At 58.9% G+C, this 16,145-nt stretch carries 15 protein-coding genes and 1 pseudogene; 5 read left to right on the forward strand and 11 right to left on the reverse strand.

The features are described from left to right. Positions 1-803 (forward strand): translation initiation factor eIF-2B (locus tag ACESMB_RS12205; RefSeq protein WP_372971658.1); only part of this gene is annotated, 803 nt, incomplete at its 5' end. Here the strand turns inward: ACESMB_RS12205 and hrpB are convergent. From hrpB to ACESMB_RS12240, 7 genes are all read right to left on the reverse strand, one after another. Then, on the reverse strand, positions 757-3,234 hold the full coding sequence (gene hrpB, locus ACESMB_RS12210) for an ATP-dependent helicase HrpB (protein WP_372971659.1): 2,478 nt from the start codon (positions 3,232-3,234) through the stop codon (positions 757-759). The genes ACESMB_RS12205 and hrpB overlap by 47 nt on opposite strands. A 337-nt stretch (positions 3,235-3,571) precedes the next feature. Continuing rightward, entirely contained in the window at positions 3,572-4,783 is a 1,212-nt protein-coding gene (locus ACESMB_RS12215) for a YbfB/YjiJ family MFS transporter (protein WP_372926950.1), read from the reverse strand. 86 nt (positions 4,784-4,869) lie between these two features. Then, positions 4,870-5,538, reverse strand: a complete 669-nt coding sequence (locus ACESMB_RS12220; protein WP_372971660.1) for an SCO family protein — start codon at positions 5,536-5,538, stop codon at positions 4,870-4,872. Between the two features lie 22 nt (positions 5,539-5,560). Then, complete coding sequence (gene cyoE / locus ACESMB_RS12225; protein ID WP_372926952.1) at positions 5,561-6,484, reverse strand: heme o synthase; 924 nt, start codon at positions 6,482-6,484, stop codon at positions 5,561-5,563. Next, complete coding sequence (locus tag ACESMB_RS12230; RefSeq protein ID WP_372926953.1) at positions 6,481-7,584, reverse strand: COX15/CtaA family protein; 1,104 nt, start codon at positions 7,582-7,584, stop codon at positions 6,481-6,483. Before ACESMB_RS12230 ends, cyoE begins: the two co-directional genes overlap by 4 nt. 24 nt (positions 7,585-7,608) lie before the next feature. Next, the gene (locus tag ACESMB_RS12235) at positions 7,609-8,259 is read right to left on the reverse strand and encodes a hypothetical protein (protein ID WP_372926954.1); all 651 of its coding nucleotides are present in this window, start codon (positions 8,257-8,259) and stop codon (positions 7,609-7,611) included. After that, on the reverse strand, positions 8,240-8,980 hold the full coding sequence (locus ACESMB_RS12240; RefSeq protein ID WP_372971661.1) for an SURF1 family protein: 741 nt from the start codon (positions 8,978-8,980) through the stop codon (positions 8,240-8,242). Before ACESMB_RS12240 ends, ACESMB_RS12235 begins: the two co-directional genes overlap by 20 nt. Positions 8,981-9,030: 50 nt before the next feature. On the opposite strand from ACESMB_RS12240, the gene ACESMB_RS12245 reads away from it, so the two are divergent. Continuing rightward, positions 9,031-9,234 (forward strand): twin transmembrane helix small protein, encoded by a 204-nt coding sequence (locus ACESMB_RS12245; RefSeq protein ID WP_372926956.1) that lies wholly within the window; start codon positions 9,031-9,033, stop codon positions 9,232-9,234. A 10-nt stretch (positions 9,235-9,244) separates the two neighbouring features. On the opposite strand, the gene ACESMB_RS12250 is transcribed toward ACESMB_RS12245, so the two are convergent. From ACESMB_RS12250 to coxB, 3 genes are all read right to left on the reverse strand, one after another. Then, on the reverse strand, positions 9,245-10,132 hold the full coding sequence (locus ACESMB_RS12250) for a cytochrome c oxidase subunit 3 (protein WP_372926957.1): 888 nt from the start codon (positions 10,130-10,132) through the stop codon (positions 9,245-9,247). Positions 10,133-10,181: 49 nt separating this feature from the next. Further along, a complete protein-coding gene (gene ctaD / locus ACESMB_RS12255) occupies positions 10,182-11,768 on the reverse strand; it encodes a cytochrome c oxidase subunit I (RefSeq protein ID WP_372926958.1) in 1,587 nt (528 codons plus the stop codon). Positions 11,769-11,872: 104 nt separating this feature from the next. Next, positions 11,873-12,997, reverse strand: a complete 1,125-nt coding sequence (gene coxB, locus ACESMB_RS12260) for a cytochrome c oxidase subunit II (RefSeq protein WP_372926959.1) — start codon at positions 12,995-12,997, stop codon at positions 11,873-11,875. Between the two features lie 262 nt (positions 12,998-13,259). Here coxB and ACESMB_RS12265 point away from each other — a divergent pair, with 262 nt between their 5' ends. The 3 genes and pseudogenes from ACESMB_RS12265 to ACESMB_RS12275 all read left to right on the forward strand — a co-directional run. After that, on the forward strand, positions 13,260-14,531 hold the full coding sequence (locus tag ACESMB_RS12265) for an MATE family efflux transporter (protein ID WP_372926965.1): 1,272 nt from the start codon (positions 13,260-13,262) through the stop codon (positions 14,529-14,531). Positions 14,532-14,735: 204 nt separating this feature from the next. After that, positions 14,736-15,383 carry a hypothetical protein gene (locus ACESMB_RS12270; RefSeq protein ID WP_372926960.1) on the forward strand — a complete coding sequence of 216 codons (648 nt, stop codon included), beginning with the start codon at positions 14,736-14,738 and terminating at the stop codon, positions 15,381-15,383. A gap of 81 nt (positions 15,384-15,464) precedes the next feature. Next, positions 15,465-15,668, forward strand: a pseudogene (locus tag ACESMB_RS12275) (DoxX family protein); the annotation flags it as partial. Between the two features lies 1 nt (position 15,669). On the opposite strand, the gene ACESMB_RS12280 reads toward ACESMB_RS12275, so the two are convergent. Further along, on the reverse strand, positions 15,670-16,145 hold a 476-nt coding region (locus tag ACESMB_RS12280), incomplete at its 5' end, for a GGDEF domain-containing protein (RefSeq protein ID WP_372926961.1).

The raw sequence follows: 16,145 nt of genomic DNA on the forward strand, positions 1-16,145 counted from the left end.
AGGATTACGAGTCCGGGGCCACCGCGTTGGCACTGGATACACTCAGGGGGCTGGCAGCCTGTGTGGAGGCAACCGACCCGCAACCGGCCGATCTGGCACCCCTGCTGCAGGAACTCCGCAACGCCCGCCCCAGCATGATCGTGATTGGCAACGCCATGGCGAAGGTCGAGTCGCTGTTAAATGATGGCAACAAGCCATTGGACGCGGTCAAGCAGGTTACCCGTGAACTGGACAATGCCAGTGCGGCGATCGCTGAGCATGCCAGCGGGAAGATTCCCGCCAATGCCGTGATCATGACCCACAGCGCCAGCTCGGTTGTGCTGGCGCTTTTTCGTTTACTCACCCGGAAGCAACACCGGTTTTCCGTCATCTGCACCCAGAGCAGTCCCGGTATGGAGGGGCACCAGCTGGCGCTGTCACTGAACGATCTGGGCATTCCTGTCACGCTGATTACCGATGCCCAGATGGGCCTGTTCGTGTCCCGGGCGGATGTGGTGATCACCGGTTGCGATACCTGGCTGGCGGATGGGCATTTCATCAACAAGAGTGGAACCTTTCTGCTCGCACTGGCAGCCCGTGCCCACCACAAACCGTTCTGGGTGCTTGGAGACAGCTTCAGGAGAAGTGACCAGGCCAGTGATGACGTCACTCTGGAGGAAATGCCGGTCAGCGAATTACACGCGCCGGAAGGGGACCGGATTGCCCCAAGGAACGTCTATTTTGAAACTATTCCGGAGTCCCTGGTGACGGGCAGAATCAGCGAGCAGGGCGTTTTTTCGTTCCCTGGCTCGCCTCGGCAGTAAAGGGGTCTTCCGGCCAGGGGTGTTTGGGGTAGCGCCCGCGCATGTCCTTGCGCACTTCCGGGTAGGCATTGCGCCAGAAGCTGGCCAGGTCCGCCGTCACAGCCAGAGGGCGTTGTGCCGGAGACAGCAGGTGGATCACCACGGGTACCCTGCCACCAGCCACAGTGGGGGTTTCTGTCCAGCCGAAAAGAGCCTGGAGTTTGGCTGCCAGTACCGGCCCGTTTTCCGCCGTGTAGTCCAGGGTTACGGACTGGCCTGTAGGAATGGTCAGGCGGGTGGGTGCCAGGTTATCCAGCATCTTCTGCTGTTGGTAATCCAACAGGCTGGCCAAAGCCTGATTCAGGTCGAGCATCTCGAGTTCACGCCAGCGGTTTATGCCTGCCAGGAAAGGCCCGAGCCAGGCTTCCAGATTGTCCGTGAGCCAGCGCTCGGTAACCTCCGGCCACTCTTCCGGGAACCAACGGGCCAGCAGGGCGACCCGGGCAAGCCACTGTTCTGCCGATGACGTCCAGGGCAGGCTCTTGAGGCCTTTTTTACGCACTGCGGTAAGCAGCCCCTGCTGTATCAGCTCGGGAGACGGAGCAGGCAAGGCCTTCTCGTCCAGCACCAGCTGCCCCAGTTTCCTGACACGGCGCGCCACCACGGTGCCCCGAGTGTCATCCCAGATCGCTTCATCCAGATCATGAATATGGCGGGCGAGGTCCTGTTCCAGTAACGCCGGATCAACCGGTGCAGCCAGATAGATCGTCGCTTCCCTGGCCTTGCCATCCAGTTCGGCTGTGGCCAGCCACTGGTGTCGTGCAAGCGGGTCGTCGTCGCGCAGGGCTGCACCGCGGCCGTTACTGAGTTGATAACGGTGTTTATCGCCCCGACGCCTGCGGGCAACCCGATCCGGATAGGCCAGGGCCAGCAGGCGGCCCACCTCGTCATCCGTGGGCATATCATCTGGCCGATGGGAATGGTCGGCCAGCCGCGACACCGACTTGCCAATGGCTTTCACCCGGGCAGCATCGACACCCTGCCGGCGACCCTTTCCCCGAAGTATCCGCACACGCTCCTGCATATCAGCACCTGCTGAACGTCCGGCCAGGTCCCGTTCTTCCAGCAAAGCTGCCAGCTCTGCCGCGAGATAGCCGTGGCCAATATCGCGGCCCCGGAGAATCATATGGGCCAGCCGCGGGTGCACACCCATATCCCGCGCGGCTTTACCATGTTCGGTGATCGCGCCATCGGGATCCAGCATGTCCAGCCATTGCAGCAACGCCAAGGCCTGCTGCCAGTGTGCTGCAGGTGGCAGATCAATCCAGTCCAGCTGTTCCGGCGATCGTGCGCCCCATTGCGCCAGCTCAAGCACCAGCGGCGCCAGATCAGCCTCCTGAATTTCCGGCGGCGTGAACTCCGCCAGACCGAACTGGGCTGACTCACTCCATAACCGGTAGCAGACACCAGGCTCAATCCGGCCTGCACGCCCCTTGCGCTGCTCGGCCGAAGCCCTGGATACCCAGCCGGTCACCAGCCGCGTCATCCCGCTGTTGGCATCGAATACGGCCCGGCGCTGCTGGCCACTGTCGATAACCACCCTGATGCCTTCGATGGTCAGACTGGATTCTGCGATGGCCGTGGCCAGCACCACTTTGCGATAACCCTCGGGCGCCGGCGCAATGGCCCGGTCCTGCTCCTCGTTTTTCAGGTTGCCGTACAGCGGCGCCACGATCACATCGCCGGCCACCTGCCCCAGAAGCTGCCTCTCCGCCCGGCGGATCTCCCCGGCTCCAGGCAGAAATACCAGCAGCGACCCGGTCTGATCCGCCAGCGCTTCGTGAATCACTGCCACCACCTGATCCACCACCCGGCCATTGCGCGGTAGCGGCCGGTAAGCCACCTCTACCGGAAAAGCATGCCCTTCACTGGTCAATACCGGCACGTCACCCAGCAAACGGGCAATGGGCGCGGTATCCAGGGTCGCCGACATAACGATCACCCGCAGATCCTCCCGCAGTGCCTGTCGCGACTCCCGCACCAGCGCCAGACCCAGGTCAGCCTGCAGTGATCGTTCGTGAAATTCGTCGAAAATCACCGCTGCGTAGTCTTCTAGCGCAGGATCGCTCTGAATCATCCGCGTCAGAATACCTTCGGTCACCACCTCAATCACGGTAGCCGAGCTCACCCGCGTATCCAGCCGCGTTCGATAACCCACGGTCTGGCCCGGCTTCTCCACTATCTGCCTGGCCATATACCTTGCCGCCGACCTGGCTGCCAGCCTTCTCGGCTCCAGCATCAGAATCCTGCGACCTTGCCGCCACGGGGCGTCCAATAGCGCCAACGGTACCCTGGTGGTTTTACCGGCGCCGGGTGGAGCCTGGAGCAGAACCGTTGTTTCCGACTCAAGTGCTTGCAGGAGGTACGGGATTATCTGGTTGATTGGGAGCATTTTCTGGCTTTTCTTAAGACTGGTCGGGTTGGGGAGGGGCGTGGGGGTGTTTGTTTTTCAAGTGGAAAATGAACTCGCTTCGCTCAGACACCATTTTCTGTTTGAAAAACAAACACCCCCACACCCTTATATCACCCGGTGATTTCTTTAAAGCGTACTATGGTCTGACTCTGTATTGCACGGGGAACGGTGCCCGTATCTTTAACGGCACGATAACTGCCAGTTACGTGAGAGTGGGGTGGTGGCATTAATTTCCGCCAGGAATGGGTGTCTGAGCGAAGCGAGTTCCATTCCCAAGGAAAATAATGCCACCACCCCGCTCTCCGCCACCTGACCATCAGTCTTGAGAGGACTGCCACACCCCAGGCCCCGGAACAAAAAACAGGAACACCAAACCGAAGGCCAGCGCCGCAACCCCAATACCAAAGGCCGTGGTCAGGGTTCCACCCGCGTCCAGCCATTGCTTGGTGAGCCAGGGGCCCGCCATCTGGGTGAAGCCGTATAGTGACACCATCGCGGCGGAAAGCCGTGGACCCTGATGGGGATGCAGTGCACGGCCGATACGTTGGGTGAGCATTACCGTGCCGACGAAGGTGATGCCCACCAGCGCGGCACAGAGAACGAGGCCAATGGCACCGGGCAGGATCACAGCAGCGAGTACGCCGGCCAGCTGGACCACGAAATTCAGGCGTAATGCCGGGAGATCGCCGATTTTTGCGCCAAGTATGTTCCACAGCCAGGGAGAGAACAGGGTCACCACAGCAGCAACGAGCCAGGCGCCTTCCAACAGCCAGTGGCCGGCTGGTAACTGGTCCTTGGCAAGCAGCGGCAGGAAGGTCATTGGCAGGATGTAGCCCAGCCCGGCGCCGGCATAGGAGAGGAACAGGGGCACACTGGCGCGGTCCAGCAGCGGGGTTTTTCCGGTGGCACTTCCAGCTTTGCTTTCTGCCCGCACAGGTACTTCCAGCCTGAGCAGGCGCGCGGTTGCCCACCACGCCAGGGGCACCGATAGTATAAATGCAGGCCACCAGCGTTCCGTTCCCTCAAGCCAGGAGGCACTGAAGCTGACCAGGCCACTGGATAGAAGAAGCCCCAGGCCTACGCCGATATAGAGGTGGCCGCTCATGGTGGACCGGTTACGCAGCACCAGCCATTCCAGGATCAGGGCCGGAGCCTGGACAAAGACAATGCCGTTGGCGATACCGTTGAACAGTCGGGCAGCGGACATGCTCGCAAGCTGGTCTGTGTTGGCCATCACCAGGGTGGTCAGCACATGCCCTGCCAGGGCGGTGGGCAACAGTATCCGGATATGACGGATGGTATGCCAGCGGATTGCCAGCAAGGCGCCCAGCAGATAGCCGAGGTAATTCCAGGTGGCAATTGCGGCGCCCTGCCCGGTGGTTATCTGGCCGTCGTCGACAAGATAGGGCAGCAACGGCGTGTAGATAAAACGGCCCAGGCCGTGGGTAACCAGCAACAGGATGGCCCCTGCGGCCAGCACCGCGAACAGTTCCCGGGGAGATGTCCCGGACTGACGAGAATTTGGCATGGCAAGTCCCAGATTAAAACCGGTGCGCAGTGTAATCCAGACAAAACCCGAAGTCAGTGTGACTTAAGCCGCAACCGCGCAACTCATCAGGACTGGGAAGCTCGTGGATGGTTGGCCCTGGCCCACTCATAGATCTCGCGATAGGCCTTCACCAGATCTTCGGGATTGTGAGGGGGTTGCAGTACCGCTGCCATTTTCCCTTCCGGATTGATCAGGGCAAAGTGGCCACTGTGGTCCACCAGCAGATCACCGTCCACCTCCCGGTGGGTGAAGGCGGCATTGAGGCTTTTGGCAACTTCTCTCAGAGTTTCCAGGTCGCCGGTGTAGCCATGGAAGTTGTCACCGAAAAAGCCGACATACTCACGCAAACGCTCGGGCGTGTCGTGTTCGGGGTCAGCGGTGATCAGTAGGAACTCCGGTTGCGGCAGGTCATCCGGCAGCAGACTGTCGGTTCTGCGCAGGTTGGCCATGGCAACAGGGCAGATATCCGGGCAGTTGGTATAGCCCACGAACGCAAACGTCCATTGGCCCCGCAGGCTTTCCCGGGTAACGGTTTTGCCCTGTTCATTGACCAGCTCGAAGTCCGCAAGTTCACGGCCCTGGTCATACACGTAGGCGTTGATCTCACTGAGTTCCGGGGCGGGAGATGGCTCCTCGTTGCCCACCAGCAAAACCTGTCGCCCGACCACCAGACCAAAGATCAGCACTACCACCAGCAGCAGGATGATCAGCGTCAGGCGAATCGAACGGTCCATGAAATCTCCGGTTAATCAGCAATCAGAAAAATACAAAGTGATCGACAAGCAATACCACGAACAGTGCCATCAGATAGGTAATGGAATACTTGAACGTGTTCAGTGCCACCCGACGATCATCGCCTCTGAGCAGGCGCACGGCATATTGCAGGAAGCGCAGGCCAAGCGCCAGCGCGCCTACCAGATAGATAAGGCCCGACATTCCGGTCACAAAAGGCAGCAGGCTGACCGCCAGCAACATCAGGGTGTACAGCAGGATGTGCAGTTCGGTGTACTTGTTGCCGTGGGTGACCGGCAGCATTGGAATACCCGCCTTGGCGTATTCTTCCTTGCGGTGGATTGCCAGGGCCCAGAAATGTGGCGGTGTCCACGCGAAGATGATGAGCACCAGCAAAAGCCCGTGACCTTCGACCTGCCCTGTTACTGCTGTCCAGCCCAGCAACGGCGGCATGGCGCCCGCCAGACCACCAATCACGATATTCTGGGGAGTCATGCGCTTGAGGAACAGGGTGTAGACGCCAGCATAGCCTACCAGTGAGGCGAGTGTAAGCCAGGCAGTGAGGGCATTGACCTGCCACACCAGAACCACCATGCCCGACACCGCCAGTACAGTTGCGAACATCAGGGCATCGAGGGGGGAGATTTTCCCGGTGGCAACGGGGCGCTTGCGGGTGCGGGCCATGACGGTATCAATCTTCTGGTCCACCACGTGGTTGACCACGGCTGCGGCGCCCGCCAGCAGTGCAATACCCAGGTTGCCATAGACCAGCACCTCCCAGCCCGGCACGCCCGGAGTGGCCAGCAACATGCCGATGACGGAGGTGAGAATCATCATCGCCACGACCCTGGGCTTGGTCAGCTCCAGGAAGTCATGCCAGGAAATGCTTGCGGAATCCGCTCCGCTAGTCGTGCCATGCGCCGGCAGTGCCTCAACACGCTCGCTCATGCCGTCACCTCTCGTTCAATTGTTGTTTTATGTTTTGCATCCGCTGGCTGCGGCAGATCCTGCTGGTGAAAACGCCAGAGCAGGTTGATTACCGTGAGCAGCAATCCCGCACCCATGGCATTGTGCGCCACTGCCACCGACAGGGGAATATGAAATACGACGTTCGCCAGCCCCAGGCCGATCTGTGCCGCCAGTACCACAGCCACCAACTGCACATGCTTTGCCATCGGTGAATGCCTTGTTCTGCGCCACAGTAATGCCAGAAATACCGTGAAGTACGCAAGTACTATCACTGCCCCCACCCGGTGGGTGACATGAATGGCAACCCGCCCATCCGCGGTGAGCTGACCACCCAGGTAATTGGGGCCCACCTGCTGGGTAACGTCAAATCCATGAACGAAATCCATATCGGCAGGCCACCATTCACCCTGACAGGTGGGCAGATCGGTACAGGCAACTGCGGCATAATTGGCTGCGGTCCAGGCACCCAGGGCTATCTGCATCACGACCAGCACAAGCCCGCCATAGAGCCAGGGCCGGAAACGGTTGCGCTCCGAAGGTGGTGGCTCGGCGAGTCCGGCAGCCCGCTGCTGCTTCCCGCGCAGGCGCAGTGTCAGAAGTACAAGCATGCTCAGTGTGGTAAAACCACCCAGCAGGTGCAGTGCAACCACCTGGGGCCAAAGCTTCAGGGTGACCGTCCACATGCCGAATGCACCCTGCAGCACGATAAAGACAGCGATGAACAAGGGCAGCCGGAACGGCAGCCCCTCACGGCGATGGCGGAAAGCGAACCCGGCCAGGCCAAAGACCACCAGCCCCAGAATACCGGCAGCGTAACGGTGAATCATTTCCGGCCAGCCCTTCTCGACGTCTACCGGTGTGTCAGGAAACCTCGCATTGGCGATCGCCATGCGGGTCTCATCCTGGGGCACGGTCAGAAACCCGTAACAGCCGGGCCAGTCGGGGCATCCCAGGCCGGCGTCCACCAGCCGGGTCCAGGCGCCCAGCATGATAACCACCACTGTCAGCAGGCTTGCAAGGAGAGACCAGCGTGCCAATGTGCGGGCATGACGAGATGTGTTGTTGTGGATGTCGTTCAACGCTGGTTCTCCCGGCAATAACGATTAACCAATCTGTGACAGTTTCAGCAGATGTTTGAGATCTTTCAGCATGTCCTTGCCGGTGTGCTCGGTACCGTAATGCAGAACGACGTTACCGAAGGGGTCGACCAAAAGGATACGGGGCTCCTGATCGGGGCTGATACCCGTTGGCCATTGAGGAGACTGCCCACCGGAAATGGTCAGGCGCTCCATGGAACTGTATTCATCATCCCAACGTTCGGACAGGTCCTCTGACACAGATCCCAGCCAGGCCGCCCGATTGACCCGGTTCGCATTCTTCCCCAGCGCAATATTGACCTGACGGGCGCGGTAAAGGAGCTCTTCGCAATCCGCGGTACAGTCGCCGGAAACCACCATCATCATCCACTCCGGATCAGCAGCCTCTGGGCCAAAACGGTCAGCAAGAGGTTCACCGCTGGCATCCTCCAGATGCATCTGGCCCAACGGTGCCGGCGGCTGTATCAGTTCACCGTTGTTGCTGTGACCAGCGGGGTTGAGCCAGCCGGTGTAATACATGATTGTGGCAAAAATCATCGGTCCAAATCCGATGGCAAAGAGCAACAGAGCTGTTCGCCTGCCGCGACGGACCTTCTCGGGGGAGACCGGATCTTCCTGGTCGTTCCGGTCCGTTTTCTCAGCCGTTGTCATTGTCATCGTTGGCTCCTGTTTTGCGATAACTCGCTACGACCGTCAATATAACCAGTGCTGCGGCCAGTGAAAACCATTGCAATGCGTATCCGTAGTGAGTCTGCGGTCCCATCATGTCCGGAGCCCAGTCCGCACGGTAAGCGCCGGGCTGCTCCGGGCCCGAAAGCCGCACAACAAGGCCAACCACATCGTCCCGGATCTCCTGTGCCTGTTGGTGAGACAGCGACTGAGTTCGACGGGGCCATTCCTTTTCGAACCCGGACGCGTCCTTCAGTACCGGTGGCTCCGGAAACTCGCTCAGTCGGCCACGCAAGCTCACCTCACCTTCAGGCCGGCTGATTTCCGGCAGTTCATCCCGACGACGAGGCGCCTGCAGCCAACCACGGTTTACCACTACAGGCCGGCCCCGCTCCGGATAGAACAGCGTTAGCACCTCGTAGCCGGGCGCCCCATCACGGGTGCGATTATCAAGTAACCACGAAGCCTCGCCATAACGGCCTGAAACCGTGACCGGCTTACCGGCCTCCAGGCCCGAAGCCTGCTGTTCCACCCATCCCAGGCTGTCCGCTTCCTGCTGCCACTGTGCCAGTTGCGCCTTCTTTTCCTGGGCGCGTTCGAGCTGCCACACACCCAGACCAAGGAGCAGGGGCAGAAACAGGCCCGCGAACAGCATCAGCCGCCAGTCAAAATGCCACTGCCGGCGGGATTGATCAGCCGGATCAGACATGCTCTGCTATAGTGGTTTCTTGACCTAAATTCCCGTAAACAGGATTTTTCATGCTGAAGTTTCTCATTGTCGTACTTATGCTGGCGGTTTTGGTGAGCCTGTTCAGCGGGCTGTTCTTCCTGATCCGGGATGGCGGGAAAACGAACCGTGTCCTGAATTCCCTGGCATTGCGGGTCGCACTGAGCGTAATGCTGCTGGCTGTTATCCTGATTTCGCTATGGCAGGGGGGCCTGACACTGAACCCGACCCCCTGATCTGTGAAAATCAGATTACATAAACGAAGACAAACAATCCGAGCCAGACGACATCCACGAAGTGCCAGTACCATGCCGTCGCTTCGAATCCGAAGTGATTATCGGCCGTGAAGTGTCCCTTATTGATGCGTACCAGCATAATGATCAGCATCAGGGTTCCCAGTATCACGTGGGCGCCGTGGAAGCCGGTCAGCATGAAAAAGGTACTGCCGTATATACCCGACTCAAGGGTTAGATTCAGGTCCCGATAGGCGTGGACGTATTCGTATCCCTGGACACACACGAAAACCAGCGCCAACCCGATGGTTGCAGCCAGCCAGGTCTTGACCTTCTTGCGATGGTCTTCCTTCAGTGCGTGGTGGGCGACAGTAACCGTGAACGACGACGTGACCAGCAGGATGGTGTTGATCAGTGGCAGGCCCCAGGGGCCGATCGTGCCTTCCGGCGGCGGATAGTCTTCTGGATTGGGCGTGTTGATCAGTGGCCAAGTGGCCTGGAAGCCTTCCCAAAGCATGTTGGAGCTGCCACGGTCACCTTCGCCACCAAGCCACGGCAGGGCAAAGACCCGGGTATAGAACAGCGCCCCGAAGAACGCCGCGAAGAACATCACTTCCGAAAAAATGAACCAGCTCATTCCCCAGCGGAATGAACGATCCATCTGCGGGCTGTACAGCCCGGCCCGGCTTTCCTTGATGACGCTGCCAAACCAACCGAACAGCATGTAGGTCATAATCAACGCGCCAATCCAGAACACTATCCAGGCACCGGTAGTGCTATCACCCTGTTTGCCGTTCACCATGATTGCGGCAACGCCGTAAAGGGTAACCCCCAGGCCAACAGTGGCTACGATCGGCCACTTGCTCTGTTCCGGAACGTAATACGTCTGGTTCTCCGCCATGACAATCTCCGATGGCTTATCCGTTATCGTTTGTTATTTTCCCGGCCGCTCACTTTACTTCCGGCGGGGTGGAGAAGGTGTGGTATGGCGCCGGTGAGGGCACAGTCCACTCCAGGCCTTCCGCTCCGTCCCACGGCTTGGCAGATGCCTTTTCACCGCCTCTTACACACTTGACCACAATCACCAGGAACAGAATCTGGGTAGCGCCGAACATGAAGGCACCGATACTGGACACCATGTTGAAGTCGGCAAACTGCAGGGCGTAATCCGGGATACGGCGCGGCATACCTGCGAGCCCGAGGAAGTGCATCGGGAAAAACGCCAGGTTCATGCCCACGAACGACAGCCAGAAATGGGTCTTGGCCAGGGTTTCGTCATACATATGGCCAGTCCACTTGGGCAGCCAGAAGTACGCCGAGGCAAAGATGCCGAAGATAGCACCGGGTACCAGCACGTAGTGGAAGTGGGCAACCACGAAGTAGGTGTCGTGATACTGGAAGTCCGCCGGGGCAATGGCCAGCATCAGACCGGAGAAACCACCGATGGTGAACAGGATGACGAAGGCCACCGCGAACAGCATGGGGGCCTCGAATGTCAGCGAGCCACGGAACATGGTGGCTACCCAGTTGAATACCTTCACCCCGGTGGGCACGGCAATCAGCATGGTCGCGTACATGAAGAACAGTTGCCCGGCGATGGGTATACCCACGGTAAACATGTGGTGAGCCCAGACTACAAACGACAGCAGCGCGATAGCGCCCACCGCATAGACCATGGACGCGTAGCCGAACAGCGGCTTACGGGAGAACGCCGGAATGATGTGGGATACCGCGCCGAAGGCCGGCAGAATCATGATGTAAACCTCGGGATGCCCGAAGAACCAGAACAGATGCTGGAACAGTACCGGGTCGCCGCCGCCGGAGGCATCAAAGAAACTGGTGCCGAAGTTGATGTCCATCAGCATCATGGTGACCACGCCCGCCAGTACCGGCATTACCGCAATCAGCAGGAAGGCGGTGATCAGCCAGGTCCATACGAACAGGGGCATTTTCATCAGGGTCATGCCAGGTGCACGCATGTTCAGGATGGTCGCAATCACGTTGATGGCACCCATTATCGACGACACGCCCATGATGTGAACGGCAAAGATGAAGAAGGTGGTACTGGGCGGACCGTAGGTGGTTGAAAGCGGTGCGTAGAAGGTCCAGCCGAAGTTAGGAGCCCCGCCCTGCATGAACAGAGTGGAGATTAAGATCAGGAAGGCGCAGGGCAGCAGCCAGAAACTCCAGTTGTTCATCCGGGGCAGTGCCATGTCCGGCGCGCCTACCATCAGCGGAATCATCCAGTTGGCCAGGCCAACGAAGGCGGGCATGACGGCGCCAAACACCATGATTAGACCGTGCATGGTCGTCATCTGGTTGAAGAATTCCGGCTCAACTATCTGCAGGCCCGGCTGGAACAGCTCGGCCCTGATAACCATGGCCATGGCCCCGCCAAGCAGGAACATGGTGAAACTGAATATCAGGTACATGGACCCGATATCCTTGTGATTGGTCGTCAGCAGCCACCGTGTAATGCCCTTCGCGGGGCCGTGGTGATGATCGTCCTGGGCGTGGGTATCTGCAACCGCACTCATGAAAAACCCCCGTTACCGCCGTATTGTTCTGGCTGGTGATGTCATTAGTCTGGCGAAATTGGACGGGGCGGCATGGAATCGCATTTCCATCGCCGCCCGGTTAATCATTCCTGGTTCTTGTACTCGAACACTTCTTTAGGCGTAATCATCTCGCCGGTATCGTTACCCCAAGCGTTTCGCTCATAGGTAATAACTGCTGCAAGATCCACCTCGTTAAGCTGGTCGCCAAATGCCTGCATAGAGGTCCCGGAAACGCCGTTCACCACAATATCCAGGTGCGCGTCCATATCTTCCAGGGCAACCTCGCTTCCCTTGAGTGCCGGGAATGCCGGCGGTGAACCGCTGCCATCATCCTGGTGACATGACGCACAGGCACTGGCGTAAGCCTTCTCGCCGCGCTCCATCAGCTCGTCCATAGTCCAGTCTTTTTCGGTCAGCTCGCGCTCACGCTCGGCGTCTTCTTTCTTTTCGGCCACCCATTCATCGTATTCGTCCTGCGGCACTGCCTTGACGACTACCGGCATGAAACCGTGGTCCTTCCCGCAAAGCTCGGTACACTGGCCGCGGTAGATACCGGGCTCGTCTACCCGGGTCCAGGTTTCATTGATGAATCCGGGGATGGCGTCTTTCTTGACACCGAATTCCGGGACCCACCAGGAGTGGATGACGTCATTCGCGGTCAATAGCAGGCGAACCTTGGCGCCGACGGGAACAACCATGGGGTTGTCTACATCCAGCAGGTAATTATCGCTCTTGCGGATCCGGTTGTAGATTTCATCCTTGCTGGTGGACATGCTGGAGAAATAACCGAATTCTTCATCAATATAGTCATATTTCCAGCGCCACTGGTAGCCCGTGACCTTGATGTCCACATCGGCTTCGCTGGTATCGTACATATCGACAAGTGTAGCGGTCGCGGGAATGGCCATAACCACCAGGATAACCAGCGGTATAATGGTCCAGAGAACCTCGACGAGCGTATTCTCGTGAAAGTTGGCCGGTTTGCGGCCCGACGACTTGCGGTGGGCAAATATTGACCAGAACATGACCCCGAAAACCACTATGCCGATGACGACACAGATCCACAGGATAGTCATGTGAAGGCTGAAAATATCGTTACTGGTACCGGTGACCCCAGGGCTCATGTTCAGCGTCCAGTCCGCCATGGACAACGCCGGCGTCATAAGCCCGCCAAAGAGGACACCTGCCCGCTTAGCGTGCACGCGCATAATACTGTGTCTCCACAGAGTGTTATTCTTGTCGGATTTTGCGTCTAATCCCCCTGTGCCGGACAGTGCTCGCACACACTATTCTAGCCAGAGTGGAAGTCTGCTATGGATATTCCAGAGACAAGTATAGACACAGATCAAAAAAATGCGAAAGTCTGAGTGGCTATTAATACGGGAAAGAGGGAACTTTTTAATCCAGGTGAAATCATCCCCGCAACTCGCCACCACAGATCGCCGCCTCTGGGCGCTGGCCTGGCCCCTGATGCTGACAAACCTCACTGTGCCGCTGCTGGGACTGGTGGACACAGCCGTGCTGGGCCATCTCGACTCTCCGGAATATCTGGGTGCCGTTGCCGTCGGCGCCAACCTGTTCAGCATTCTGTACTGGACCTTCGGCTTCATGCGCATGGGCACAACCGGCCTTGCCGCCCAGGCCTGGGGCAAACGGGATGAATTCGCCCAGATTGCACTGCTGTTACGCTCGATACTTCTGGCCACTGCGATCGGCCTGTTGCTGATTCTGTTCCACCAGCCCCTGATCCGGCTGGGTCTCGAACTGATGAACCCCAGCGAGCGGGTCGCAACCCTGGCGGCGGAATACGCCAGCATCCGGATCTGGAGCGCCCCGGCCGTGCTCTGCCAGTACACACTGGTGGGCTGGCTGATTGGGACCCAGCTGCCCAAGGGGCCCATGGTGATGCTGATCGTGGCCAACGGGCTGAATATCGTTCTGGACATACTGTTCGTCAACGGCTTCGGCTGGAACAGCCGCGGCGTGGCCATGGCCACCGTACTGGCGGAATATTCCGCAGCTGCTATCGGTTTCCGCATGGTGCTGTTACGGATGCCTGCGGGCCAGGGCTTCAGCCGTGCGCTGTTCGGCCAGTTGAACGACTACCTGAAGATCCTGCGGGTCAACCGTTACATCATGGTACGCACCATCGCTCTGCTTCTGGTGCTGGCGTTTTTTACCGCCCAGGGGGCAAGACAGGGTGACACCATTCTAGCTGCCAATGCGGTCCTGATTACCTTTTTGCTGGTTATCTCCAACGGACTGGATGGCTTCGCCAATGCCGCCGAAGCACTGATTGGGGAGGCCGTCGGTAAAAACAGCCGCCAGCAGTTTCGCCAGGTGTTCCGGGTGGCGTTCCGCTGGTCCCTCTGGGGGTCAATACTGTTTACAGTGGCATTTGTACTTGGCGGACGCTTCCTGATCAGCCTGCTGACGGGCATTGAGGAAGTGCGCACCACCGCCTGGCTCTACCTGCCCTGGTTATGGCTGCTGCCACTGGCCGCAGTCTGGGGATTTCTGCTGGACGGCGTGTTTATTGGCGCCACCCGTACCCGGGACATGCAGAACACCATGCTGTTCTCCGCCCTGGTGGTGTTTCTGCCGGTCTGGTGGCTGACCACAGGCTGGGGCAACCACGGCCTCTGGTTCTCCCTGATTTGCCTGATGCTGGCGCGCGCCACCACCATGGGCCTGCTTTTTATAAGCCATTCGCGACATGATCGATGGTTTTCGCAACAGTAAACCCCATCCCATAACTCTCGGCCGACACCCTGTTCAGGTTTTAATGTGCACGCCGCGGCAGCCTGCCAAAACTCGTCTACACTTGTGGGAAAAGGCAGGCATGTTGCGGTGGCCAGCCGCTTCCCAGTGCCTCTTACGACCCCCATGCGTATAACGGGAGGCGCCTTGCGACCCCATTCCGTTCAGAGACCGGCATCTCCTGAAATGACACCAAAGGTTGTTCTCGACATCATTGACCAGGCGCGCAGGCAGGAAGCCCGCTCCGGCACTTTCCTTGAACAGATGCGGGAGAGGGCGGCGTCTTTGCCTGCCACCATCACCATCGAGGGTTATCGGCCGGCCACCTGCCTGTTCCAGTTTGCCATCGAATACATTGAAATGGCGCCAAGACTGATAGAATGCGTCGAAGCGTGCGCAAAAGAGGCCGGCAAGGCTGACCTGTTTGCTCCGTTCGTGAACGCTGCCATCGGCTATTTTACCCAGCCCTCGGTACTACTGGTGCGTTATGATGGCCTTGATGGCTTGCTCATCCGGGCCTACCTCTGCCACCGCCTGATGGAAGAGATGTACGAGAACAACCGCTCCACCCGTGCCAGTGAACTGGTGGACGTAGAAGCAACCCGGGCCAACCTGCTTGCCCATCAACTGATCGGCGAGCCCTTCGCCAATGAGCTGGACCAGTCAATCACCGTGACTGTGCTGCAGATAGCCGGCACACCGGATTATTACGAACTGAATCTGGATCCGTTCGTAGAGCAGACCCGCAATGCCGCCTGGGACTGGATGAAACACTATTGGGAAAATCTCCTTGTGCGCAATCACATACGCCTTTCCCTGGGCGCGGGCCTGTAATTTCCTGCCTGACCAAAAAACGTTTAGGCTTGCCCACTGATTCACTATCCTTGCCTGGCGGGAGACAGACGTTGCTGGAAAATGCTGATCCTGGGCTACCATACACGCATCGGTGCATTGCTGATCGTCTTCAACATGCTGGTGGCTATTGCACTGGTGCACAGCCACGAACTGATGACCCTTGGCGGCAACGGAGGCTGGGCACTGGAGCTGCAGGGTTTCTTCCTGTTTATTGCGGTGGCCGTGCTTTTCCTGGGACCGGGACGCTACAAACTCAAGAACTGAGTCATGAGTCGGAAATCGCCTGCGCTCCGGTGTCCCGGAATACCATCACCCGATTACGACCGGCGCCCTTGGCTGCGTAGAGGGCCTCATCGGCCCGGGCGATCAGGTCCGAAGGACTGGTTCCGGGGACGGGAGTAATGGTTGCCACCCCCACACTGACCGACAGCTCCACCGTGCCGGCATGTCCCCCGACGTGAACCGGCGTTTCTGCCACCGCCACCCGCAAGCGTTCTGCCACACTGATGGCGCCCGCTTCCGGTGTGACAGGCAGCAATACACTGAACTCTTCACCACCGTACCTTGCCAGCAGGTCGCCCGAGCGCTGGATTTCATTGGCACAGACACGAGCAAGACTGACCAGACAGTCATCCCCCGCCAGATGGCCCAGGTCATCGTTGACCCGTTTGAAATAATCGATGTCCAGCATCACCAGGCTGAGAGGGTGGCCCTGGCGCATGGCCCGGTTCCACTCGGTCT

It is taken from the genome of Marinobacter sp. (genome assembly GCF_041686475.1).
Lineage (GTDB): Bacteria > Pseudomonadota > Gammaproteobacteria > Pseudomonadales > Oleiphilaceae > Marinobacter.

What these genes read in the sequence shown, in the direction of transcription:
- hrpB (WP_372971659.1), bottom strand. Translation starts at nt 3,234, where the DNA reads ATGCTCCCAATCAACCAGATAATCCCGTACCTCCTGCAAGCACTTGAG.
- ACESMB_RS12215 (WP_372926950.1), bottom strand. Translation starts at nt 4,783, where the DNA reads ATGCCAAATTCTCGTCAGTCCGGGACATCTCCCCGGGAACTGTTCGCG.
- ACESMB_RS12220 (WP_372971660.1), bottom strand. Translation starts at nt 5,538, where the DNA reads ATGGACCGTTCGATTCGCCTGACGCTGATCATCCTGCTGCTGGTGGTA.
- cyoE (WP_372926952.1), bottom strand. Translation starts at nt 6,484, where the DNA reads ATGAGCGAGCGTGTTGAGGCACTGCCGGCGCATGGCACGACTAGCGGA.
- ACESMB_RS12235 (WP_372926954.1), bottom strand. Translation starts at nt 8,259, where the DNA reads ATGACAATGACAACGGCTGAGAAAACGGACCGGAACGACCAGGAAGAT.
- ACESMB_RS12240 (WP_372971661.1), bottom strand. Translation starts at nt 8,980, where the DNA reads ATGTCTGATCCGGCTGATCAATCCCGCCGGCAGTGGCATTTTGACTGG.
- ACESMB_RS12245 (WP_372926956.1), top strand. Translation starts at nt 9,031, where the DNA reads ATGCTGAAGTTTCTCATTGTCGTACTTATGCTGGCGGTTTTGGTGAGC.
- ACESMB_RS12250 (WP_372926957.1), bottom strand. Translation starts at nt 10,132, where the DNA reads ATGGCGGAGAACCAGACGTATTACGTTCCGGAACAGAGCAAGTGGCCG.
- ctaD (WP_372926958.1), bottom strand. Translation starts at nt 11,768, where the DNA reads ATGAGTGCGGTTGCAGATACCCACGCCCAGGACGATCATCACCACGGC.
- coxB (WP_372926959.1), bottom strand. Translation starts at nt 12,997, where the DNA reads ATGCGCGTGCACGCTAAGCGGGCAGGTGTCCTCTTTGGCGGGCTTATG.
- ACESMB_RS12265 (WP_372926965.1), top strand. Translation starts at nt 13,260, where the DNA reads ATGCTGACAAACCTCACTGTGCCGCTGCTGGGACTGGTGGACACAGCC.
- ACESMB_RS12270 (WP_372926960.1), top strand. Translation starts at nt 14,736, where the DNA reads ATGACACCAAAGGTTGTTCTCGACATCATTGACCAGGCGCGCAGGCAG.